This window comes from Staphylococcus arlettae, from assembly GCF_002902345.1.
Taxonomy (GTDB): Bacteria; Bacillota; Bacilli; order Staphylococcales; family Staphylococcaceae; genus Staphylococcus; species Staphylococcus arlettae.
Window position 1 is genome coordinate 215,702 of sequence record NZ_PPQB01000005.1, and the last position, 22,354, is coordinate 238,055.

The 22,354-nt window shown below is 33.1% G+C and carries 25 protein-coding genes and 1 other annotated feature; of the genes, 24 read left to right on the forward strand and 1 reads right to left on the reverse strand.

Annotated features, from left to right (window positions below):
• Window positions 1–195: 195 nt before the first annotated feature.
• From CD036_RS13085 to CD036_RS01185, 4 genes are all read left to right on the forward strand, one after another.
• Window positions 196–354: a hypothetical protein gene (locus tag CD036_RS13085; protein WP_021459221.1), complete on the forward strand. Its 159-nt coding sequence runs from the start codon at window positions 196–198 to the stop codon at window positions 352–354.
• A gap of 169 nt (window positions 355–523) precedes the next feature.
• Window positions 524–1,087 carry a hypothetical protein gene (locus tag CD036_RS01175; protein ID WP_002510429.1) on the forward strand — a complete coding sequence of 188 codons (564 nt, stop codon included), beginning with the start codon at window positions 524–526 and terminating at the stop codon, window positions 1,085–1,087.
• Window positions 1,088–1,245: 158 nt separating this feature from the next.
• Window positions 1,246–2,226, forward strand: a complete 981-nt coding sequence (locus tag CD036_RS01180) for a ketoacyl-ACP synthase III (RefSeq protein WP_103387840.1) — start codon at window positions 1,246–1,248, stop codon at window positions 2,224–2,226.
• Between the two features lie 266 nt (window positions 2,227–2,492).
• A complete protein-coding gene (locus CD036_RS01185; protein WP_103387841.1) occupies window positions 2,493–2,771 on the forward strand; it encodes a hypothetical protein in 279 nt (92 codons plus the stop codon).
• Between the two features lie 33 nt (window positions 2,772–2,804).
• Here CD036_RS01185 and CD036_RS01190 read toward each other — a convergent pair whose 3' ends face one another.
• Window positions 2,805–2,984 (reverse strand): hypothetical protein, encoded by a 180-nt coding sequence (locus CD036_RS01190; RefSeq protein ID WP_082435629.1) that lies wholly within the window; start codon window positions 2,982–2,984, stop codon window positions 2,805–2,807.
• 144 nt (window positions 2,985–3,128) lie between these two features.
• Here CD036_RS01190 and CD036_RS01195 point away from each other — a divergent pair, with 144 nt between their 5' ends.
• From CD036_RS01195 to CD036_RS01285, 20 genes are all read left to right on the forward strand, one after another.
• Window positions 3,129–3,587 carry a DUF4930 family protein gene (locus CD036_RS01195; protein WP_002510432.1) on the forward strand — a complete coding sequence of 153 codons (459 nt, stop codon included), beginning with the start codon at window positions 3,129–3,131 and terminating at the stop codon, window positions 3,585–3,587.
• Window positions 3,588–3,656: 69 nt separating this feature from the next.
• The gene (locus CD036_RS13090; protein WP_002510433.1) at window positions 3,657–3,809 is read left to right on the forward strand and encodes a hypothetical protein; all 153 of its coding nucleotides are present in this window, start codon (window positions 3,657–3,659) and stop codon (window positions 3,807–3,809) included.
• Window positions 3,810–4,237: 428 nt separating this feature from the next.
• Window positions 4,238–5,101: a rod shape-determining protein MreC gene (gene mreC / locus CD036_RS01200; protein ID WP_002510434.1), complete on the forward strand. Its 864-nt coding sequence runs from the start codon at window positions 4,238–4,240 to the stop codon at window positions 5,099–5,101.
• Complete coding sequence (gene mreD / locus CD036_RS01205) at window positions 5,101–5,625, forward strand: rod shape-determining protein MreD (protein ID WP_002510435.1); 525 nt, start codon at window positions 5,101–5,103, stop codon at window positions 5,623–5,625. The genes mreC and mreD overlap by 1 nt, the downstream gene beginning before the upstream one ends.
• A 29-nt stretch (window positions 5,626–5,654) precedes the next feature.
• Window positions 5,655–5,728, forward strand: a sequence feature (ribosomal protein L21 leader region).
• Window positions 5,729–5,740: 12 nt separating this feature from the next.
• A complete protein-coding gene (gene rplU / locus CD036_RS01210) occupies window positions 5,741–6,049 on the forward strand; it encodes a 50S ribosomal protein L21 (protein ID WP_002510436.1) in 309 nt (102 codons plus the stop codon).
• Window positions 6,050–6,051: 2 nt separating this feature from the next.
• On the forward strand, window positions 6,052–6,372 hold the full coding sequence (locus tag CD036_RS01215) for a ribosomal-processing cysteine protease Prp (protein WP_002510437.1): 321 nt from the start codon (window positions 6,052–6,054) through the stop codon (window positions 6,370–6,372).
• A gap of 11 nt (window positions 6,373–6,383) precedes the next feature.
• Window positions 6,384–6,668, forward strand: coding sequence for a 50S ribosomal protein L27 (gene rpmA / locus CD036_RS01220; protein WP_002510438.1), 285 nt, complete (start codon window positions 6,384–6,386; stop codon window positions 6,666–6,668).
• Between the two features lie 127 nt (window positions 6,669–6,795).
• Window positions 6,796–8,085 (forward strand): GTPase ObgE, encoded by a 1,290-nt coding sequence (gene obgE, locus CD036_RS01225; RefSeq protein ID WP_002510439.1) that lies wholly within the window; start codon window positions 6,796–6,798, stop codon window positions 8,083–8,085.
• 11 nt (window positions 8,086–8,096) lie between these two features.
• Window positions 8,097–8,552 (forward strand): ACT domain-containing protein, encoded by a 456-nt coding sequence (locus CD036_RS01230; RefSeq protein ID WP_002510440.1) that lies wholly within the window; start codon window positions 8,097–8,099, stop codon window positions 8,550–8,552.
• A 12-nt stretch (window positions 8,553–8,564) separates the two neighbouring features.
• Window positions 8,565–9,167 carry a Holliday junction branch migration protein RuvA gene (gene ruvA / locus CD036_RS01235; protein ID WP_002510441.1) on the forward strand — a complete coding sequence of 201 codons (603 nt, stop codon included), beginning with the start codon at window positions 8,565–8,567 and terminating at the stop codon, window positions 9,165–9,167.
• Window positions 9,168–9,198: 31 nt separating this feature from the next.
• Window positions 9,199–10,200, forward strand: coding sequence for a Holliday junction branch migration DNA helicase RuvB (ruvB, locus tag CD036_RS01240; RefSeq protein ID WP_002510442.1), 1,002 nt, complete (start codon window positions 9,199–9,201; stop codon window positions 10,198–10,200).
• Window positions 10,201–10,202: 2 nt separating this feature from the next.
• Window positions 10,203–11,228, forward strand: coding sequence for a tRNA preQ1(34) S-adenosylmethionine ribosyltransferase-isomerase QueA (queA, locus tag CD036_RS01245; protein WP_002510443.1), 1,026 nt, complete (start codon window positions 10,203–10,205; stop codon window positions 11,226–11,228).
• Between the two features lie 19 nt (window positions 11,229–11,247).
• Window positions 11,248–12,387 carry a tRNA guanosine(34) transglycosylase Tgt gene (tgt, locus tag CD036_RS01250; protein ID WP_002510444.1) on the forward strand — a complete coding sequence of 380 codons (1,140 nt, stop codon included), beginning with the start codon at window positions 11,248–11,250 and terminating at the stop codon, window positions 12,385–12,387.
• A gap of 16 nt (window positions 12,388–12,403) precedes the next feature.
• Window positions 12,404–12,664 carry a preprotein translocase subunit YajC gene (yajC, locus tag CD036_RS01255; protein WP_002510445.1) on the forward strand — a complete coding sequence of 87 codons (261 nt, stop codon included), beginning with the start codon at window positions 12,404–12,406 and terminating at the stop codon, window positions 12,662–12,664.
• 234 nt (window positions 12,665–12,898) lie between these two features.
• Window positions 12,899–15,175 (forward strand): protein translocase subunit SecDF, encoded by a 2,277-nt coding sequence (gene secDF, locus CD036_RS01260; RefSeq protein ID WP_103387842.1) that lies wholly within the window; start codon window positions 12,899–12,901, stop codon window positions 15,173–15,175.
• Between the two features lie 190 nt (window positions 15,176–15,365).
• Complete coding sequence (gene recJ, locus CD036_RS01265) at window positions 15,366–17,642, forward strand: single-stranded-DNA-specific exonuclease RecJ (RefSeq protein WP_103387843.1); 2,277 nt, start codon at window positions 15,366–15,368, stop codon at window positions 17,640–17,642.
• A gap of 16 nt (window positions 17,643–17,658) precedes the next feature.
• On the forward strand, window positions 17,659–18,177 hold the full coding sequence (locus CD036_RS01270) for an adenine phosphoribosyltransferase (RefSeq protein WP_002510448.1): 519 nt from the start codon (window positions 17,659–17,661) through the stop codon (window positions 18,175–18,177).
• A gap of 340 nt (window positions 18,178–18,517) precedes the next feature.
• Window positions 18,518–20,707 carry a RelA/SpoT family protein gene (locus CD036_RS01275; RefSeq protein ID WP_021459896.1) on the forward strand — a complete coding sequence of 730 codons (2,190 nt, stop codon included), beginning with the start codon at window positions 18,518–18,520 and terminating at the stop codon, window positions 20,705–20,707.
• A gap of 13 nt (window positions 20,708–20,720) precedes the next feature.
• The gene (gene dtd, locus CD036_RS01280; protein WP_103387844.1) at window positions 20,721–21,173 is read left to right on the forward strand and encodes a D-aminoacyl-tRNA deacylase; all 453 of its coding nucleotides are present in this window, start codon (window positions 20,721–20,723) and stop codon (window positions 21,171–21,173) included.
• Complete coding sequence (locus CD036_RS01285; RefSeq protein WP_103387845.1) at window positions 21,170–22,045, forward strand: N-acetylmuramoyl-L-alanine amidase family protein; 876 nt, start codon at window positions 21,170–21,172, stop codon at window positions 22,043–22,045. Before dtd ends, CD036_RS01285 begins: the two co-directional genes overlap by 4 nt.
• The last annotated feature ends 309 nt before the right edge of the window (window positions 22,046–22,354 follow it).

A 22,354-nucleotide genomic window follows, 5' to 3' on the forward strand; every position in this document is an offset into this window, starting at 1 on the left:
TTTATTTTTAAATCAATAACTATTCTTTGTATATAGATTGTGGGATTAAATTATTTGAAGTTGTATCTAGTGCAAAGAGCTGAATTTTAGTACTATAGTATAAGTATAAAAAGTTTATCAAATAAAATAGGTGTTTAAATGGTGAGCTAGTTTAGTTGAAGCAACTTAGAACAAAAACTCTGAGGAGTGAAGAACATGAGTATTACAACAGTAATTATACTGGCTTTTATTTTATCTATGCTTTTTAAAGTAGGAAGATTGTTAATAAAAAGTCTATTAGCAATGGTTTTTGTATTAATTTATATTTATATTTTAGTGTTTGTATTTACTTGGATTATGCAAAATACAAGTTGAAAAATAAGTAAGAACAATTTATACAATTTAGAGTAGGCGTGTACAATAGCTAGAAATTTTGGCTATAAACCCTCATAGAATTGCAGAATCGAATAGATTTAATTAGTAATTTAGGTTATTATATTATATATCTATATAGGATAATCTGAAGTTTAATGAGGGATAAAATATGCAGGGAAATAATAAAACTAAAATTATTTTAATTACACTGGCGATTATTATATTTACCTTATTAGTGTGTGGCATATTTTATGGTGCGTATTATTTTATTAAAGAAAATGTCAATTTTAGTGCACCAAATACAGCTTCTGAACAAAAAGAAGGTAAACGAGATAAGCCGAAAGTAGATGTGTTATCGAGTCAATTTAGTAATGACTTTATGCATGCTGATCGTCGCGACGGCTATGCCAATATTACTAAAGGTATTAAACGAGACAGTTTAGAAAATGAGTTAGGCAGCCCTGATGATAAAATTAAAGTCGATGATGTGCGTGTGTGGGTTTATGGCAATGTTGGTGTTAATTTTAAAGATGATGAAGTGAATCGCGTCTTTATCGTACCCCAAAAAATTACTGTACAAGAATTCCAAAATTATCATGGCAGTGCGACTATACATCAGGCTGATGGAGCATTAATTTACGATGATAATACGAGCAATAGTTATACTATTAAAGTTTATGCCGATAAAGAAGGTAAAATTGAAGGCATCGAAAATATTGACCAATTAAGATAGCAATTAAATAGTGAGTGATTATTGTTGTAAGCAGTGGTAACCGATATCGTTACCGCTGCTTTTATTTTTATTCAAAAATGTATTAAATAATGTATATAAATGATATTATTTATATACATTATTTAGCTAGTAACTTAAGATATAAAGGGAGAGGTTTAATGAAATCTTATGCGAGAATTACTGCTCAAGGCGCTTATGTACCATCTAAAATTATGACGAATGCTGATTTTGAACAAATTGTAGAAACTTCTGATGACTGGATACGACAACGTACTGGTATAATCGAACGTCGCATTACTGAAGCAGATGAATATACTAGTGATATGAGTTATAAGGCTATAATGGATTTGCAACAGAAATACGATGTAGATTTATCTGATGTAGATATGATTATACATGCTACCATTACTCCTGATTACCATACACCGAGTGTTGCATCATACATTCAAGGTCGTTTAGGATTAACAAACGCAGGTGCGATGGATTTAAATGCTGCATGTGCTGGTTTTACTTATGGTTTGAATGTTGCTAACGGGTTAATTAGCTCTGGTCAAAACAAAAAGGTATTAGTAGTTGGTTCAGAAGCATTATCTAAAATCACTGATTACACAGACCGTAATACATGTATATTATTTGGCGATGGTGCAGGTGTGTTTTTAGTTGAATATGTTGAATCTGATCCTAGTTTTATAACAAGTCATTCGGGTTCTGATGGTGCAAAGGCTGAGAACTTATATTGTTCTGCGTTATCATCAGAGATGTATGGTAATGAGTTAGAAAATGAGGGCAACATCGTTCAAAATGGACGAGGCGTGTATAAGTGGGCAGTTGGAAACATACCTAGTATTATCCATCAAACATTGACCAAAGTTGATATGACACCACAAGATATAGATTGGTTTGTACCGCATAGTGCAAATGCGCGCATGATAGAGTCTATTTGTGATAAAGCGCAAATAAATGTTGATAAAGCTTTAATGAGTCTTGCTTATTACGGCAATACTTCCTCTGCGACAATTCCATTAGCGATTGATTTAGCGCTTAAAGAAGGTAAAGTACAACAAGGAGACAAAATGTTGTTAGTCGGTTTTGGTGGAGGTTTGGCGTTTGCATCCACTTTGATTAAATTGAGTTTATAATTTAGTATATTCATCGGTACACATAGATATGACATTTATTATGGGGCAATATGGACATCACTGCAAAAATACTACTAAATAATTGTCTTGTTTTGTCATTCTTTGCTATACCAGTGTATATTATAAAGAGCAATAATATGATGTTAAATTTTAAATAGTGTATAAGTATGAAAATAATTAATTATGTGGTTTAGATATATACTAGACTATGTGATGCGCAAGCACATTGAGGTAGAATTTATATTAAATATGTACGAGGTGATAATTTGGGAATCGTGCTTTTTATAGGTTTGTTTATTCCAATTATTTATATAATGCGTGTTGTTCAAGCGCAACGAAAAATTGATAAACAAGTGTTTGTAAAAACGTTAATTTACTCACTCATAGGGGCTATTGGAGCGAGTATTATTATTGCAATAGTTGGTCAACAAGGGCGTGCGTTTTATAGTTATTTAATAAGTGGTATCATTGTTGGAATAATCTGGGCTTGTTTATTATGTGGTTGTTATGCAATATATCAACGTATTGGTAAAAAATTTAAATGAAGAGGCTAAGACAAATTGCCAAAGCCTCTTGCTTTATGGTATGAAATTAAAACTAAGGTTAAAGTAATCCATTATCCATAGTACGCCTTGATAACCTAAGTAAATACATAAGATGATTATACCTACTGAAATTAAGAAACGTAGGATAGATAAACCAACTCTGAAAAATAAAATAACTAATAATGCTAGAAGTATAATAGTTAGAATACTCATTAAGTTCACTCCCTTTATATGTATTTTACTATAATTTGCGATGTTTTTATATCAGTCAAAAGTTATGAATAAATTAAGGCTGTAGTCTGATGTGATTTGGACACGGTAAGGCTATAATTATAAGAAATTAGGAGGAGCGATTTCATGAGGTTTATTTTCAGTATTGTTAAAAATATAATAGCTGTTATAGCAATTATTATAATTGTGTTTTTTGCCTTGAAATATGCACCATTTTTAAAGGATCAAGAGTGGAATCCGATGTATGAAAATAAACCATCATATCAAAGTAATACTACAGATCCTCAACTAACTAGGGGACAACGTTATTCTGTTGAAGATAATGATTTATTAAATAACGTACCTTTAGGACAAACTAAACAAGTATTTGACTGGTTAAATAAAAAAGAATTTATGTCTGTTTCTGGTTTAGGACGAATGGGTTATAATGATGAGTACCTTGCTGGTCAAAGAAGAGATAAATTTATTATCTATAAATTTGGTGAAGATTCAATTAGGGTGTACTCTACAGAAATAGAAATGCACCAAGATTTACAACGGTTAAGTCAAGATATAGAATTAAAACCACGGGAAGCATACGACTAATAGTTTGAATTCTGTGATTAAATAAGTTACTTTAATCTTGAGAATGAATTTAAAGGTTGGTGTCTAAAAATGAGTGAACAATCTAAAGATAAGAAAGCAGACGAGCAATCTAAGGCGCAAAATTTATTTGCTCGCTGGCGTAAGGATGAAACCTTATATAAAGAAGATCAGAAAGATTCTGATGAATCTAAATCAGAATCAAATACTGATAAAGACGCATAGCGTTTGATTGAAAGGCTGGAGCATAATTATGTTCTGGTCTTTCACTTTATTGTGGCTTCAATTTAATAAAACTGGATGCAAAAATGTATCAGCTGTCCAAATAACATAGTAAGTTATCAATATAGGGATAGATAGAGTTTTCCTACGATTTTAAGTAAATAACAGTAGCATCAATAGAAAATGGTGAAAATGTATAAGTTATTTTAGTATCTTTATCACTTTTCTTGGTATAATAAGATATATAAATTTATATAAAGTTAAAGTAGAAAATTTATTATGAAGTAGTAAATCAAGATTGAAATATAAAGTTTTAGGGAAAGTAAATTTCGTAGTGAAATTGCTAGGGTTATGGCTTTATTTCAATACGTTTGTGCTATAAAATGATAAGAGAATTGAAAATTTAAAGTGTGCTAATAGAGGTGTTTAGTTTGTCAAAGTTTTTTAGAAATAACAAACTCATTGTTATTTTGTGTGCCATTATAGTTTTTATATCTTTGATAGGAATTTCTTTAAGGTCGCAATCTCAATCACATGCTGAACAGTATGTAGGAGATACTGTAGCTTTTGGACAACGTGCTGTGAGTTATCCTGTACAATTTGTTTCTGGTTTCATTGGAGATTTATTTTCTACATCGAATAATGACAAACCTTCAAATAAGGAAAAACAGTTAGAAGCGGAAAATCAACGCCTGAAAGCTGACAATAAGAAATATAAAAAAGAATTAGATATAGAAGATATTTCTAAGTATGACCCTATTTCTAGCACAGTATTGTCAAGAAATCCTGATCAATGGATGAATACATTTGTCATAGATAAAGGATCAAAGAATGGCGTGGAAAGTAATATGGCTGTTATGACTTCTGAAGGTTTAGTTGGCCGAATTTCCAAAGTAAATCAATTTTCATCTCAGGTGGATTTGATTTCGACTAATACCCGTTCTAATCGTTTATCAGTTAACATTCAACATGATGATAAAAATGTGTTTGGATTAATTGATCAATATGACGCTAAGAAAGAAGAGCTTGTTATTACTGATATCAATAACAAAGATAAAGTTGAAAAGGGTGACAAAGTAGTAACGAGTGGTTTGGCAGATCAGTTGCCAAGTAGTCTTTACATAGGTGAAGTAACAAAAGTAGAAAATGATCAATATGGTTTGTCTAAAGAGATTAGGGTTAAACCTGCAGCTTCACTAGCCGATTTAAATCATGTATATGTTGCAAAACGAGATCCACAAACAATACCTGATGAAAGTGCAGCAACGTCTGAAAATGAAAGTGGTGTAGAATAATGAGAGCCTTATACTACTTTTTAATCGGTGTAGTTTTATTTTACATAGATACAATTGTTGGTTTATTAATACCGATGCAGATTGGTAGTAAGGCGATTATTTTTGTCCCACATTTAACATTAATGTATATACTAATCGTTTGTATCTATCGTAGTTTTGGAGTTGCTTTAGTGTTAGCGATAGTCTTTGGTTTGGTTTCGGATTTATATTTCGGGGCATTTTATGGCTTATACTTGTTTGGCTATATTTTGTTAGTAGTTGTAATGGACTTTTTTTTCAAGGTGTTTTACCGAGACAAAGAAATGCTTTTTATAATTATTATAGTCAACACTATAGCAATCGAAATATATGCAGCTATTATGTATGGAGCAATTGGCCTCATTCAGTTTGATTTAATCGACTTCTTAGCGTTCAGACTTGTTCCTACATTAATATTAAATATTGTATTGCTCATTATACTCTTTCCGATTACTACCAAATTTTTTGAAAAACTACAATTGAAGATTGACAGCAAGAAACGGTAATGCTAAAATGCAGTAGTTGAGTAGTTTCAAGCTACATACAACCGCTCGATTACAGGTTATAAGTACATTATGTCACCTGTAGTTGGCGTGACTTAAATTATAGGAGGTGCAAAGTATGTTTGCTATTATTGAAACAGGTGGAAAACAAATCAAAGTTGAAGAAGGCCAAGAAATCTTCGTTGAAAAATTAGACGTAAATGAAGGTGACGCATTCACTTTTGACAAAGTATTATTCGTAGGTGGAGACGCAGTTAAAGTTGGTGCTCCAACAGTAGAAGGTGCTACAGTTTCAGCTACAGTTCAAAAACAAGGACGTGGCAAGAAAATCACTGTCTTTACTTACAAACGTCGTAAAGACTCTAAACGTAAAAAAGGACATCGTCAACCTTACACTAAATTAACTATCGACAAAATCAACGCATAATTATGATTACAGTCGATGTTACATTAAATGACGACGGTCGAGTGACCGACGTTATAATGGACGGTCACGCTGATTATGGTGATTATGGACATGATATAGTTTGTGCCGGTGCTTCAGCAGTATTGTTCGGTAGCGTAAATGCGATTATGGGACTTACAAGCGAAAAGCCAGATATAGACTATAATGACGATGGAGGACATTTTCATATAAGAAGTGTCGATACCAATAATGAACAAGCACAATTAATTCTTCAAGCTATGCTTGTGTCACTACAAACCATAGAAGAAGAGTACAACGAAAATATTAGACTAAATTATAAGTGAGGTGCAACTCAATGCTAAAATTAAACTTACAGTTCTTCGCATCTAAAAAAGGGGTAAGTTCTACAAAAAACGGACGTGACTCTGAATCAAAACGTTTAGGTGCTAAACGCGCAGATGGACAATATGTTACAGGCGGTTCAATTTTATTCCGTCAACGTGGTACAAAAATTTATCCTGGTGAAAATGTAGGTCGCGGTGGTGACGATACATTATTCGCTAAAATCGACGGCGTTGTAAAATTCGAACGTAAAGGTCGCGACAAAAAACAAGTATCTGTATATTCAGCTGCTGAGTAATTTGTCTTTGTTAACACCAGAAGTCTTAACTTCTGGTGTTTATTTTTTGTCTTTATTTTCTATAGAACAACTTAATGATATAATATAAAGGATATTGAAATAAAACCGAGAAAAAAGAGGTGAGAAGATGTTTGTCGATCAAGTGAAAATATCACTTAAAGCTGGTGATGGTGGTAATGGTATTACCGCATATAGAAGAGAAAAATATGTACCATTTGGTGGCCCCGCTGGCGGTGATGGTGGTAATGGCGCATCTGTTGTATTTGAAGTGGACGAAGGACTAAGAACGTTATTGGATTTTAGATACCAAAGTCATTTTAAAGCCAAAACAGGTGAAGCAGGTCAAAGTAGTAATATGCATGGTAAAAATGCAGAAGATTTAGTACTTAAAGTTCCACCAGGTACGATTATAAAAAGTGTTGAAACAGAAGAAATCCTTGCTGATTTGGTTGAACATGGTCAACGAGCTAGTATAGCTAAAGGTGGACGTGGTGGACGCGGGAATTCTCGCTTTGCATCACCAAGAAATCCGGCACCAGATTTTAGTGAAAATGGTGAACCAGGTGAAGAAATAGAAGTTACTTTAGAACTGAAATTAATGGCAGATGTAGGTTTAGTTGGCTTTCCTAGTGTAGGTAAATCAACATTGTTATCAATTGTTTCTAAAGCTAAACCTAAAATTGGAGCATACCATTTCACAACAATTAAACCCAATTTGGGTGTAGTATCAACACCGGATAATAGAAGTTTTGTTATGGCTGATTTACCAGGTCTAATCGAAGGTGCGGCAGATGGTGTCGGCTTAGGACATCAATTTTTACGTCATGTAGAACGTACTAAAGTTATCGTACATATGATTGATATGAGCGGTTCTGAAGGACGAGATCCTTACGAAGATTATCAAATTATTAATAAAGAATTAAGAGCATATGCAAGCCGTTTAGAAGAAAGGCCACAAATAATTGTGGCTAATAAGATGGATATGCCAGATTCGGAAGATAACTTAACTTTATTTAAAGAACAATTGAATGATGATAATGTTAGTATTATTCCGCTATCGACATTTACACGTGAAAACTTAGATAAGTTGTTGTACACCATCGCTGATACACTAAATACAGTAAAAGATGTCGATTATAGTGAAAAAGAAGAACTTGGAGTCAACAGAGTGCTTTATAAACATACACCAAATCAAGATACGTTTACGATTACACGTGATGATGATGGTGCTTATGTTGTTAAAGGTAAAGCAATTGAACGTATGTTCAAAATGACTGACTTTAACAGCGACCCTGCAGTTAGACGATTTGCTAGACAAATGCGTTCTATGGGTATCGATGATGCACTTAGAGCACGTGGTTGTGAAAATGGTGATATAGTTAGAATTTTAGGCGGCGAGTTTGAATTTATTGAATAGAGGTGCTTAGGATGGACAGCAAAGATTATAAAAAGTTTTATTTAATTCGTGAAGATGTATTACCAGAGTCAGTTGTAAAAACATTAATGATTAAAGATGCTTTGAAAAACGATCCCACACTGTCCATTTTCGAAGCAGTTAAACAGTTTGATTTATCACGAAGTGCTTTTTATAAGTATCGGGATACAATCTTTCCCGTCGACGAAAAGATGGAAAATACAAAGGAATTTACATTAATCTTATATGTCAATGATATTATTGGTATGTTGGCAGAAGTGCTAAATAAATTGTCAGCATTAAATTTATCCGTATTAACAATTCATCAAAGTATACCTATGGATAATAGGGCGACAATAACGGTATCATTAGATGCTAAAGGAACTAATTTAGAAATTGATGATGTTATAGCGTCGCTACAAACAATAGATTATGTATCAAAAGTTGAATTAATAAGTATGACAATATAAGGAAGTGTTGAAGTGTACGCATATATTATAGGAAAGTTAACCCAGTTGTTTCCTACGCATCTAGTAATAGAAACAAGTGGTATTGGTTATGAAATACAAACTCCAAATTCATATCGCTTTCAACAGCAATTGAATCAAGAAGTGAAAGTATACACATCGTTTATTGTACGTGAAGATGCACAATTATTATATGGCTTTATTAATGAAGAAGAAAAAGACATGTTCTTAAGTTTAATAAAAGTTACGGGTATTGGACCTAAATCTGCTTTAGCTATTTTGGCGAGTAGTTCACCAAGCGAAGTGAAACAAGCTATTGAAAATGAAAATGATTCGTATTTAACTAAGTTCCCAGGGATTGGTAAGAAAACAGCACGTCAAATTGTCTTAGATTTGAAAGGCAAGGTTCAAATTACTGAAGAAAATAGCGATACGTTATTAACTGTAGATGCTTCGACAGATGGTCAATCAGCTATAATCAAAGAAGCATTAATGGCACTTGAAGCATTAGGTTATTCCAAACGTGAAATTTCAAAAGTAGAGAAAGTCTTGGCAAAAGAGTCTAATCCAACTGTAGATGATGCAGTAAAACGTGGATTACAAATTTTAGTATCATAAGATTGAATTAATGAAGTATGGGGTGAATGAAATGGACGATAGAATGGTTGATCAGTCAATGCATGAAGATGAATCTTCCTTTGAGTTATCATTGCGACCTACAAGATTGCGTCAGTATATTGGCCAATCTTCAATTAAGTCTAATTTAGAAGTCTTTATTAAAGCAGCAAAGCTGAGAGAAGAACCATTAGATCATGTATTACTTTTTGGTCCCCCAGGATTAGGAAAAACAACATTATCTAATATTATTGCTACTGAAATGGACGTTAATATTCGCACTGTGTCTGGACCCTCATTGGAACGTCCTGGAGATTTAGCGGCAATATTATCAGGTCTTCAACCTGGCGATGTCTTGTTTATTGATGAGATACACCGTTTGAGTAGTGTAGTGGAAGAAGTGTTATACCCAGCTATGGAAGACTTTTTCCTTGATATTATAATTGGAAAAGGTGAAGAAGCACGAAGTATTCGCATTGATTTACCACCATTTACTTTAGTGGGTGCTACTACAAGAGCAGGTAGTTTAACTGCACCACTAAGAGATAGATTTGGAGTACATCTTAGATTAGAATATTATCAAAATCATGAATTGAAAGAAATTATTATCCGAACTGCTGAAGTACTTGGTACCACAATTGATGAAGAAAGTGCAGAAGAATTAGCAAAGCGGAGTCGAGGTACACCACGAGTTGCCAATAGATTACTCAAACGTGTCCGTGATTTTCAACAAGTTAATGATGATGATCAAATCTATATCGAAACAACAAAAAGAGCATTACAGTTGTTACAAGTTGATGATGAAGGTTTGGATTATATCGATCATAAAATGATGAATTGTATTATTCAACAATATAATGGTGGACCGGTAGGACTGGATACAATTGCTGTATCAATTGGTGAGGAACGGATCACTATAGAAGATGTCTACGAACCTTTTCTTATACAGAAAGGGTTTATAGAGCGAACACCAAGAGGGCGTAAAGCAACTGCTTATGCACATGAACATTTTAGTAATAATGGAAAGAAGGACTAGTATTGGATATTGAACAATTTGACTACTATTTACCTGAGGACTTAATCGCTCAAACGCCATTACTTAATAGAGACCAAAGTAGATTATTGGTGTTAGGCAAAAACAATGGTGATATTGAACACCATCATTTTAAGGATATCATTGATTACCTGAACCCAGGCGATACATTAGTTTTAAATGATACAAGGGTTATGCCAGCGCGCTTATTTGGAATTAAAGAACAAACAGGTGCTAAAGTTGAAATGCTAATGTTAACTCAAATAGAAGGTAATGATTGGGAAGTACTTTTAAAACCTGCAAAGCGTATTAAAGTTGGTGATAAGCTAAACTTTGGTGAAGGTAAAATTATTGCTGAATGTATAGAAACCTTAAATCAAGGTGGACGTATCATGCGTCTACATTTTGATGGGATATTACAAGAACGATTAGATGAATTAGGTGAAATGCCGCTACCACCATATATTAAAGAGCGCTTAGACGATCCTGATAGATATCAAACAGTTTATGCCAAAGAAGCAGGCTCTGCAGCTGCACCAACAGCCGGTTTACATTTTACAGATACGTTATTAGCTGATATTAAAGCAAAAGGTATCAACATTGCCTTTATTACTTTACATGTCGGTTTAGGTACTTTTAGACCAGTCAGTGTTGAAGATATTAATGATCACGAAATGCACAGCGAATACTATCAAATGACTCAAGATACTGCGGATTTATTAAATGCAACGCAGTCACAAGGTGGACGTATCATTTCAGTTGGTACAACTTCAACAAGAACATTAGAAACAATACGTCAAACAAATGATCAATTTTTAGCGGCAAGTGGCTGGACTGATATATTTATTTACCCAGGATTTGAATTTAAAGGTGTAGATGGGTTGATTACTAATTTCCATTTACCAAAATCAACGTTAGTGATGTTAGTATCCGCATTTAGTACACGAGAAAATATTTTAAATGCTTATCGCACAGCGGTAGATGAACGATATAGATTTTTTAGTTTTGGAGATGCAATGTTAATTATTTAGGGAATGGAAGGAGATAACTATGCCTGCAGTTACATACGAACATATAAAAACTTGTAAGCAATCAGGTGCACGCTTGGGTATTGTTCATACACCCCACGGTTCATTTGAAACACCAATGTTTATGCCTGTTGGAACAAAAGCGACAGTAAAAACAATGAGCCCCGAAGAATTACACAATATGGAAGCAAAAATCATACTTGGAAATACGTATCATTTGTGGTTACAACCAGGAAATGATATCATTCGTAAGAGTGGGGGATTACATCAGTTCATGAATTGGAATGGTCCTATACTTACTGATTCAGGTGGTTTTCAGGTATTTAGTTTAAGTAATTTGAGAAATATTTCTGAGGAAGGTGTCGAATTTAGACATCACACAAATGGTTCGAAATTATTTTTAAGCCCTGAAAAAGCTATGCAAATTCAAAATGATCTTGGATCAGATATTATGATGGCATTTGATGAATGTCCACCAATGCCGGCTGAATATAAATATGTTAAAGATTCAATTGAACGTACAACGAGATGGGCTGAAAGATGTTTGCAAGCACATAGTCGACCTGAAGATCAAGCACTGTTTGGAATTATCCAAGGCGGTGAGTATAAAGATTTAAGGCAACAAAGTGCTGAAGAACTTGTAGCGCTAGATTTTCCTGGCTATGCTATTGGTGGTTTATCTGTTGGCGAACCAAAACCAGTAATGTATGACATGGTAGAACACACGGAGCAATTTATGCCAAAGGATAAACCAAGGTATTTGATGGGCGTAGGCTCACCAGATGCATTGATAGAATGTAGCATTCGTGGTATGGATATGTTTGATTGTGTGTTACCTACACGTATTGCCAGAAACGGTACATGTATGACATCTGAAGGACGTGTGGTCATTAAAAATGCAAAATATGCTGAAGATTTTGGACCTTTGGATCCTGATTGTGATTGTTACACATGTAAAAATTATAGTCGTGCATATTTGAGACATTTAATTAAGGCAGAGGAAACGTTTGGAATACGTCTTACTACATATCATAATTTACATTTCCTACTTAAATTAATGGAAAATGTCCGACAAGCGATTCGTGAAGATCGGCTTCTTGATTTTAAAGAAGAATTCTTTGAACAATATGGACTAAATGTAGATAACCCTAAAAACTTTTAAAGAGGAGAAATAGATAATGGAATTTACTTCATTAATTTTACCAATTTTATTATTAGCATTAATGTGGTTCTTCTTAATTAGACCACAACAGAAAAAAGCAAAAGAGCATCGTGAAATGGTTTCACAAATCCGCTCAGGACAACGTGTTACTACAATCGGTGGTATTAAAGGTACAGTTCGCAGTGTTGATGAAACAACAGTAGTGTTAACATTAAATGGAAACGGTACTGAACTTACTTTAGAAAAACCTGCTATTAAACAGGTTGATCCATCTTAATTTTAATAATACTGAAATTGGTAGGAATAATGATTTCCTATCAATTTTTTTATTTTACAATAATTTTGCGCTATATGACGTTTTAGTTACATAAGTAATGTGGGTTTTTGTTGATATTGTGATATGTTAAGATATATAGGTCGCTTAACAAAGTATGTGTAAACCTATTATGACTTGCACAAATATAATTTTATAAAGTATTCTTTAAGTATAAGTATACAATGAGGTGTTGACGTGAAAAAAAGTAGTAAAATAGTCGCGTTTTTATTACTCGTCGTCATTCTATTTGCAGGAATGGGACTGACTTATAAAAACGTAGTAAAGGATGTTAACTTAGGTTTAGATTTACAAGGTGGCTTTGAAGTCCTTTATCAAGTAGATCCTTTACAAGAAGGAGATAAAATCGATAACGATGCAGTTCAAGCTACTGCTAAAACCTTGGAGAATCGTGTGAATGTGCTTGGTGTATCTGAACCAAAAATCCAAGTAGAAGATCAAAATCGGATACGAGTGCAGTTAGCGGGAGTTGAAAATCAATCACAAGCCCGTGAAATCTTATCATCACAAGCCAATTTAACGATACGTGATGCTGATGATAACATTAAGTTAACAGGAAAAGATATTCAACAAGGTTCTGCTAAACAAGAATTTAAACAAAATACGAACCAACCTGCTGTTACTTTTAAATTAAAAGACAGTGACAAATTTAAAAAAGTAACAGAAGAAATCTCTAAGAAAAAAGAAAATGTTATGGTCGTATGGTTAGATTATGAAAAAGGCGACTCATATCAAAAAGAAAAATCTAAAAAAGATCCAAAATATGTTTCAGCAGCATCTGTTGATAAGCCAATTAATTCAGACAGCGTAGAAATTTCAGGTGGATTTAATGGTGAGAAAGGTGTTCAAGAAGCAAAACAAATTGCAGACTTGTTAAATGCCGGATCATTACCAGTTGATTTAAATGAAATTTATTCAAACTCTGTTGGTGCACAATTTGGACAAGATGCATTAGATAAAACAATTTTAGCGTCTATAATCGGTGTAGCGATTATTTACTTATTTATGCTAGGATTTTATAGATTACCTGGTTTAGTAGCGATTATTGCGTTAACTACTTATATATATCTAGTTATGGTTGCATTCAACTTCATTTCAGGTGTCTTAACTTTACCAGGCCTGGCAGCATTAGTGCTCGGTGTAGGTATGGCAGTCGACGCTAATATTATAATGTATGAACGAATAAAAGATGAGCTCAAAGTTGGCCGTACTTTAAAACAAGCATATAAAAAAGCGAATAAGAGCTCGTTCTTAACGATTGTCGATGCAAACTTAACAACAGTTATCGCAGCAGCAGTATTATTCTTCTTTGGTGAAAGTTCTGTTAAAGGTTTCGCGACAATGTTATTACTAGGTATATTAATGATATTTGTAACGGCGGTATTTTTATCCCGTGGATTACTATCATTACTAGTTTCATCCAACTATTTCAAAAACAAACTAAGTTGGTTTGGAGTTAAAAAATCAGAACGATTTGATATTAATGACGGTAAAGATGTACACGATTTAAAAACACCTTATGAAAAATGGAATTTTGTGAAATTAGCAAAACCTTTATTATCTTTAAGTGTCATAATTATTATTATCGGAGCGATAATACTATTTGTCTTTAGATTGAACTTGGGAATCGACTTTACAAGTGGTACTCGTGTCGATTTTGAAGCAGATAACAAAGTGTCACAAGATAAAGTGACCCAGACATTAGAAAAAGATAACTTTAAACCCGATCAAGTATCTATAGGTGAAAATGGTAAAAATATCAGTGTGCAATTCAAAAATGATCTTAACAAAGATCAAGTTGCTAAAATTAAAAACACAGTTGATAAGACATTTGGACATGATCCTACAGTAAACACTGTGTCTCCTGTGATTGGTCAAGAATTGGCTAAAAATGCCATGATGGCATTGATATATGCTGCTATTGGCATTATCATTTATATTTCTTTACGTTTTGAATGGCGCATGGGTCTGTCCTCTATTTTAGCGCTCTTACATGATGCATTTATGATTGTAGCAATATTTAGCTTGTTTAGAATCGAGGTAGATATTACCTTTATTGCAGCAGTCCTTACAATCATTGGTTACTCGATAAATGATACAATCGTAACATTTGATAGAGTACGTGAAAACTTGCATAAGGTTAAGGTTATTACCGAACCTCAGCAAATAGATGATATTGTCAATCGTTCAATCAAACAAACGATGACGCGTTCCATTAATACTGTGTTAACAGTAGTTATAGTAGTAGTAGCGCTATTAATTTTCGGTGCTTCTAGTATCTTTAATTTCTCATTAGCGTTGTTAATCGGTTTAATCTGTGGCGTCTTCTCATCTATCTTTATTGCAGTTCCTTTATGGGGTATCATGAAAAAACGTCAATTACGCAAATCTGACGATGGCAAGTTAGTCGTTTACAAAGAGAAAAAATCAAACGATGAAAAGATTTTAGTATAAAATAAAACGAGATAACACTATACACGTTACAACGGGAGTGGTTGAATGAAATCAAAAGTTTTTGATTGTTCACCACTTCCGTTGTTTTATTTTGATACTGCTATAATGATAAATATACTGTATAAAGGAAACTACTTTTTATTTATACTAATATTTTGTATAATGACTGTTGGAAATGAGGGAGAGTTAAATGATTAAATCAAAATTTAATTGGGATATCCAAACATCTGAACAAGCCATTTCAGATGATATTATTACTGATTATAAATTAACTCCTATAATTACTAAAATTTTAGAGAGTAAACATATAACAACACGTGAACAAATAGAGATGCTAATCAATACATCTTATATTAATCATGACTCTTGGCGTTTGAGTGATATGCAAAAAGCCATAGATCGCATTAACCTAGCAATTGATCAAAATGAAAAAATATTAGTATATGGGGACTATGATGCTGATGGAGTAACCTCAACAACCATCTTAGTTAACACATTAAGAGAGTTAGGTGCACATGTTGGTTGGTATATACCTAATCGTTTTTCAGAAGGATATGGTCCTAATGAAGAAGCTTTCAAACATGCATATGAAGAAGGTATAAATTTAATCATTACGGTTGATAATGGTATTCAAGGACACTCTGAAATAGAGATGATTCAAAGTTTAGGTGTCGATGTAATTGTCACGGATCATCATGAAATAGGGCGTACCATGCCTGATGCTTATGCTATAGTTCATCCAATGCATCCAGAATACGATTATCCTTTCGAATATTTATGTGGAGCTGGAGTAGCGTATAAAGTAGCGCAAGCATTATTAGATAACCCTCCAGAGTATTTTCAGGCTTTAGTAGCCATTGGTACTATCGCTGATTTAGTATCACTTACAGATGAAAATCGTTCATTAGTTCAACGAGGATTAGAAATTTTGAATAGCCATTGTCCAGTAGCGATTCAAGCATTGTTAGAACAAGCAGGTTATAAAGATGAGATTACCGAAGAGACAATAGGTTTTATCATTGGGCCACGCTTAAATGCAGTTGGTAGATTAGAAGATGCAGCACTTGCAGCCGAGCTATTAATGACTAACGAATTAGAAGAAGCACAATATTTAGCTGAACAAGTTGAATTTTTTAATCAAGAACGTAAAGATATTGTTGCTAAAATAACAGAAGAAGCATTAGTTATGGCTGACCAACAAGTACAACAAGGCGCTAAATTTTTATTGTTAGCACAAGAAGATTGGCACGAGGGTGTTTTAGGTATTGTCGCATCAAAAATAGTAGAGACATATAGTTTGCCAACGTTGATTTTAAACATTGATACAGTACAAAATCATGCTAAAGGGTCTGCCAGAAGTATAGATCAAGTTTCGATGTTCGAAATTTTAACTGCGCATTCGGATTTGATTTCGAAATTTGGTGGACATCACATGGCAGCTGGAGTTACTTTGCCAATAGATAATGTAACTGCATTAGCAGATGGTTTAAAATTATGGATGGAAGAATTAGCAACAACAACATCATTAGAACCTAGAAAAAAAGTGGACGTAAAGATCACCGAAGCAGACATTACTTTGCAAAATATTCATGATATACAGCGTTTACGACCTTTTGGCACAGATTTTGCATTACCGTGCTTTGCACTAGAAGATATTATGGTCCATCAAGCTAAAGGTATCGGGCAAGATAAAAAGCATCTAAAATTGTCACTCGGTGAGGGCCAATTACAAGCCATTTTTTGGCAAAATGGTCATTTAACGAGTCAGTTGAATACGGAACAACCGATTAATATTATAGGTACTTTACAAATAAATGAATGGAATGGACATCAATCGCCACAATTCATGCTTCAAGATTTATCGAGTACCAATTTACAAATTTTAGATTATAGAAGCAAAAGTAAAATTACTGATTTAAATTCAGCTGATACGGATGTAGCATATTTGATTCATCCACAACAAGATAAATTAGGAGAAAATTATTATTACTATGGAGAAGCCATCACGCAAAACTATGAGAAATATGTTTTCAGAGATTTGCCTTCAACCGTAGCAGAAATTAAACATACCTTAAAGCATGTTAAAGTATCTCAAATATATTTAATGTTGAATCATCAACATTCTGTATATTTTGAAGGTGTTCCTAAAATGGATCAATTTAAACAATGTTATAAAGCATTAATGTCAAAAGGTGAAACTAATTTAGCGCAAGATGGTATACAATTGTGTGATTTTTTAAGTATTAAACCTAATTCACTTAAATTTATTTTGAAAGTTTTTTTAGATTTGAACTTTATAAAAGATGAAAATGGTATAATAACTGTAAACAAAGATACAGATAAAAAAGCGATTGAATCTAGTAAGTATTATCAAGCACGACTTGAACGCATGGAAGTTGAAAAGATTTTACTTTATCAAGATATAAATCAGCTTAAACAATGGATTAAAGCAGAATTAGTGAGTTAAATAGGAGGAAGTTTGAATGGATTTAAAACAATATGTATCGGAAGTACAAGATTGGCCTACACCGGGTGTGAATTTTAAAGATATTACAACTATAATGGATAATGGTGAAGCATATGGCTATGCTACAGATCAAATTGTAGATTATGCCAAAAATAGAAATGTTGATTTAGTTGTAGGACCAGAAGCAAGAGGATTTATTATTGGATGTCCTGTGGCTTATTCTATGGGTATTGGCTTTGCACCGGTACGTAAAGAAGGAAAATTGCCAAGAGAAGTTATTCGTTATGAATATTCTTTAGAATATGGTACTAATGTATTAACGATGCATAAAGATGCTATTAAACCAGGGCAACGTGTTCTTATCACAGATGACTTGTTGGCTACTGGTGGTACGATTGAAGCAGCTATCAAATTAGTGGAAGAGCTTGGTGGTATTGTTGTAGGTATTGCATTCATTATTGAGTTGAAGTACTTAAATGGTATTGAAAAAATACAAGATTACGATGTAATGAGTTTAATTTCGTATGATGAATAATTAAATATTTTTAATGAAGAAATAATAGTGTTGCTGTAAATGGTGATGTTATTATTTCTTTTTAAATTAAAATTCTGTGTATTCACATTATTTTAATTAATACATATGGATACAATGTGTTAAATTATAATTGCTGAGGTTGTTAAATTAAAAATAGTACAATTTAATAGCTTAACTCTTACATAACTCGTTTATTTATTTTACAACATGTAGTATCATATAACTATTATTTATAAAATTGTGCGTATAATAGACTAATGTATAAAGTTATTAGTCAACATAGGTAACTTTACCGTATGAACATTTTAAATGATTAATTTTTAAGTGTGGGGTGTCTTAAGTGAATAACGAATATCCATACAGTGCTGACGAAGTACTTTATAAAGCGAAATCGTATTTATCAAAAGATGAGTACGAATATGTGTTAAAAAGCTATCATATTGCTTATGAGGCACATGAGGGTCAATTCCGTAAAAATGGCTTGCCTTACATTATGCATCCAATACAAGTGGCTGGCATTTTAACTGAAATGCATCTAGATGGACCTACAATTGTTGCTGGTTTTCTACATGATGTGATAGAAGATACGCCCTATACATTTGATGACGTAAAAGCTATGTTCAATGAAGAAGTGGCGATGATAGTTGAGGGTGTAACAAAACTTAAAAAAGTTAAATATCGATCTAAAGAAGAACAACAGGCTGAAAATCATAGAAAGTTGTTTATTGCCATTGCCAAAGATGTACGTGTAATTTTAGTGAAGCTTGCCGACCGCTTGCATAATATGCGTACTATTAAGCCAATGCCAAGAGATAAACAAATTCGAATTTCGAAAGAAACATTAGAGATATATGCACCACTTGCACATCGTTTAGGGATTAATACAATTAAGTGGGAGTTAGAAGATACTGCATTACGTTATATTGACAGTGTTCAATACTTCAGAATAGTTAATCTTATGAAAAAGAAACGCAGTGAACGTGAAGCGTATATTCAAAATGCCATTGACCAGATTCAATCTGAAATGAGTGCTATGTCGATTGTTGGTGATATTAATGGCAGACCTAAACATATTTATAGTATATATAGAAAAATGGTCAAACAGAAGAAACAATTTGACCAAATTTTTGATTTATTAGCGATTAGAGTAATCGTTAATTCCATCAATGATTGTTATGCTATTTTAGGTTTAGTTCATACCTTATGGAAACCAATGCCAGGACGTTTTAAAGATTACATTGCCATGCCTAAGCAAAATATGTATCAGTCATTACATACGACTGTTGTTGGGCCGAATGGAGACCCATTGGAAATACAAATTAGAACGTTCGAAATGCATGAGATTGCTGAGCATGGTGTAGCTGCACACTGGGCATATAAAGAAGGAAAGCAGGTCACTGAAAAGACAGAAGATTTTCATAATAAATTAAATTGGTTAAAAGAACTAGCAGAAACTGATAACACAACTACAGATGCTGAAGAATTTATGGAATCTTTAAAATTTGATTTACAAAGTGATAAAGTTTATGCATTCACGCCAGAAAGTGATGTTATAGAATTACCATATGGCGCGGTACCAATTGATTTTGCTTACACTATTCATAGTGAAGTTGGTAATAAGATGATAGGTGCAAAAGTTAATGGGAAAATTGAACCAATTGATTATGTATTGCAAACAGGAGACATTGTTGAAATACGAACAAGTAAACATTCCTACGGACCAAGTAGAGATTGGTTGAAAATTGTAAAATCTTCTAGTGCGAAAAGTAAAATCAGAAGTTTCTTCAAGAAACAAGACCGATCATCTAACATAGAAAAAGGTAAATTTATGATAGAAGCGGAGATTAGAGATCAAGGCTTTAGAGTTGATGACGTGCTTATCGATGAAAACATAGACGTAGTCAATAATAAATATAACTTTGCGAATGAAGAAGATTTATATGCTGCAGTTGGTTTTGGTGGTGTTACAGCATTACAAATTGTAAACAAGTTAACTGAAAAACAGCGTATTCAAGATAAACAAAAAGCTCTAAATCAAGCACAAGAAATTACTAAATCCGTACCTATCAAAGAGGACATTACGACAGATAGTGGTGTTTATGTTGAAGGAATTGAAAACGTATTAATTAAACTATCGAAATGTTGTAATCCAATCCCAGGTGATGATATTGTAGGATATATTACTAAAGGGCACGGAATCAAAGTTCACAGAACAGATTGTCCAAACATCAAAGATGAAAAAGATAGATTGATAGATGTAGAATGGGTAAAATCAAAAGATTCAACACAACGGTACCAAGTCGATTTAGAAGTTACTGCATATGACCGTAATGGCTTATTAAATGAAGTATTACAAGCAGTAAATTCAACTAATAGTAATTTAGTGAAAGTATCTGGCCGTTCAGATATTGATAAAAATGCAGTTATTAATCTAAGTGTCATGGTAAAGAATGTAAATGAAGTTTATCGCGTAGTTGATAAAATAAAACAACTAGGCGATGTCTATACTGTAACTAGAGTTTGGAATTAGAGGTGCCACATATATGAAAATCGTTTTGCAGAGAGTAAAAAATGCAGCAGTTACGAATGATTCAATAAATAATCAGATTCAACAAGGATATTGTTTATTAGTAGGTGTTGGTCAACAATCAACGTCAGACGATATTGAGATATTAGCAAAAAAAATTGCTAATGCACGTTTGTTTGAAGATGACAATGGGAAAATGAATTTAAGTATTAAAGACATTGCAGGTGAAATTTTGTCAATTTCACAATTTACATTGTATGCAGATGTCAAAAAAGGCAACCGTCCAGGATTTACAAAATCTATGAGTCCTGATAAGGCGAATGAACTTTTCGAACTATTTAATGATGCCTTACGAGCATATGATTTAAATGTATTAACAGGTGAATTTGGCACTGATATGCAAGTTGGCATAACAAATGATGGACCTGTTACTATTATTTACGAAAGTCAGGATGGCAAAATTATATGAAACGGCTCAATACTTGGTTAAGCAATCATAAAATGAAAAATCTCCCCACTCTAATTGTCCTGGTAATTTTTATTGTATTTGTCATTATGTTAATTGCCTTTTTAAATCACAATGACGAAGATAGTAGTACTATTTATATTACCGAAGATGCAGATATGCTTACTGGACCTAATGCAACGTATCCCAAAATTAAATCTGTATCTAAAGGACAAAACTTCCATAAAATAGGTGAATCCGGTAAATGGATTGAAATAGAATCCAATAACGGTAAAGAAAAAGGTTGGATTGCTGGTTGGCATACGAATTTAAATATTGCCCCTGATAAGACAGCAAGTGCAAAACCACTAAAAAATAAAACAATAGTACTTGACCCTGGTCACGGTGGAAGTGACCAGGGAGCTTCAAGTAATACACAGAAAAAAAGCTTGGAAAAAGTATACACTTTAAAAACAGCTCAAGAATTGAAAACGTTATTGGAAAAAGAAGGTGCCCATGTCAAAATGACACGTGAAACTGATGAATACGTTACGTTAGATGAGCGAAATTTAAAAGGTGATGCTTTTATAAGTATACATAATGATTCATTGAAATCACAAAAAGCAAACGGTAGTACCGTTTACTGGTTTAAGAAAAATCAAAAAGCATTAGCAGAAACTTTAAATGCAAGTATTCAAAAAAAGGCATTATTATCTGATCGGGGAGCAAGACAACAAAACTATCAAGTATTGAGACAAACAAACGTACCAGCTGTATTGTTAGAATTAGGCTATATAAGTAATCCTACTGACGAAAATATGATTCGTGATGAATTACATCGAAAAATAGTTGAACAAGCAGTGATTGACGGGTTACGTTCATATTTCGCTGAATAAAAAGGTTGCAAAAATAATGTAAAGTAGTTATCATTATTATGAATTAGATAAATAAACCGTTATGATTCTTGAAATACTTAAACAAAAAGGTAACACGTAAATGTGTGTAGAGATATAAATCTTGGCTGAAAATTTATACTGAGTCGTTTAAGCTATATGAACACAAGAACAGGTGCTTTATACAAAATAAAGCCGTTTGACGAACGTTACTCGTCTAAAGTGGACTATAACTTATATTTTATAGTCAATTAGGGTGGCAACACGGCACAATCGTCCCTTGTATGATAATTCATCATGCAAGGGGCTTTT

Coding starts and splice junctions, on each gene's coding strand:
- CD036_RS13085 (WP_021459221.1), top strand. CDS start 196: ATGAGTATTACAACAGTAATTATACTGGCTTTTATTTTATCTATGCTT.
- CD036_RS01175 (WP_002510429.1), top strand. CDS start 524: ATGCAGGGAAATAATAAAACTAAAATTATTTTAATTACACTGGCGATT.
- CD036_RS01180 (WP_103387840.1), top strand. CDS start 1,246: ATGAAATCTTATGCGAGAATTACTGCTCAAGGCGCTTATGTACCATCT.
- CD036_RS01190 (WP_082435629.1), bottom strand. CDS start 2,984: ATGAGTATTCTAACTATTATACTTCTAGCATTATTAGTTATTTTATTT.
- CD036_RS01195 (WP_002510432.1), top strand. CDS start 3,129: ATGAGGTTTATTTTCAGTATTGTTAAAAATATAATAGCTGTTATAGCA.
- CD036_RS13090 (WP_002510433.1), top strand. CDS start 3,657: ATGAGTGAACAATCTAAAGATAAGAAAGCAGACGAGCAATCTAAGGCG.
- mreD (WP_002510435.1), top strand. CDS start 5,101: ATGAGAGCCTTATACTACTTTTTAATCGGTGTAGTTTTATTTTACATA.
- rplU (WP_002510436.1), top strand. CDS start 5,741: ATGTTTGCTATTATTGAAACAGGTGGAAAACAAATCAAAGTTGAAGAA.
- CD036_RS01215 (WP_002510437.1), top strand. CDS start 6,052: ATGATTACAGTCGATGTTACATTAAATGACGACGGTCGAGTGACCGAC.
- rpmA (WP_002510438.1), top strand. CDS start 6,384: ATGCTAAAATTAAACTTACAGTTCTTCGCATCTAAAAAAGGGGTAAGT.
- obgE (WP_002510439.1), top strand. CDS start 6,796: ATGTTTGTCGATCAAGTGAAAATATCACTTAAAGCTGGTGATGGTGGT.
- CD036_RS01230 (WP_002510440.1), top strand. CDS start 8,097: ATGGACAGCAAAGATTATAAAAAGTTTTATTTAATTCGTGAAGATGTA.
- ruvB (WP_002510442.1), top strand. CDS start 9,199: ATGGACGATAGAATGGTTGATCAGTCAATGCATGAAGATGAATCTTCC.
- tgt (WP_002510444.1), top strand. CDS start 11,248: ATGCCTGCAGTTACATACGAACATATAAAAACTTGTAAGCAATCAGGT.
- yajC (WP_002510445.1), top strand. CDS start 12,404: ATGGAATTTACTTCATTAATTTTACCAATTTTATTATTAGCATTAATG.
- recJ (WP_103387843.1), top strand. CDS start 15,366: ATGATTAAATCAAAATTTAATTGGGATATCCAAACATCTGAACAAGCC.
- CD036_RS01270 (WP_002510448.1), top strand. CDS start 17,659: ATGGATTTAAAACAATATGTATCGGAAGTACAAGATTGGCCTACACCG.
- dtd (WP_103387844.1), top strand. CDS start 20,721: ATGAAAATCGTTTTGCAGAGAGTAAAAAATGCAGCAGTTACGAATGAT.
- CD036_RS01285 (WP_103387845.1), top strand. CDS start 21,170: ATGAAACGGCTCAATACTTGGTTAAGCAATCATAAAATGAAAAATCTC.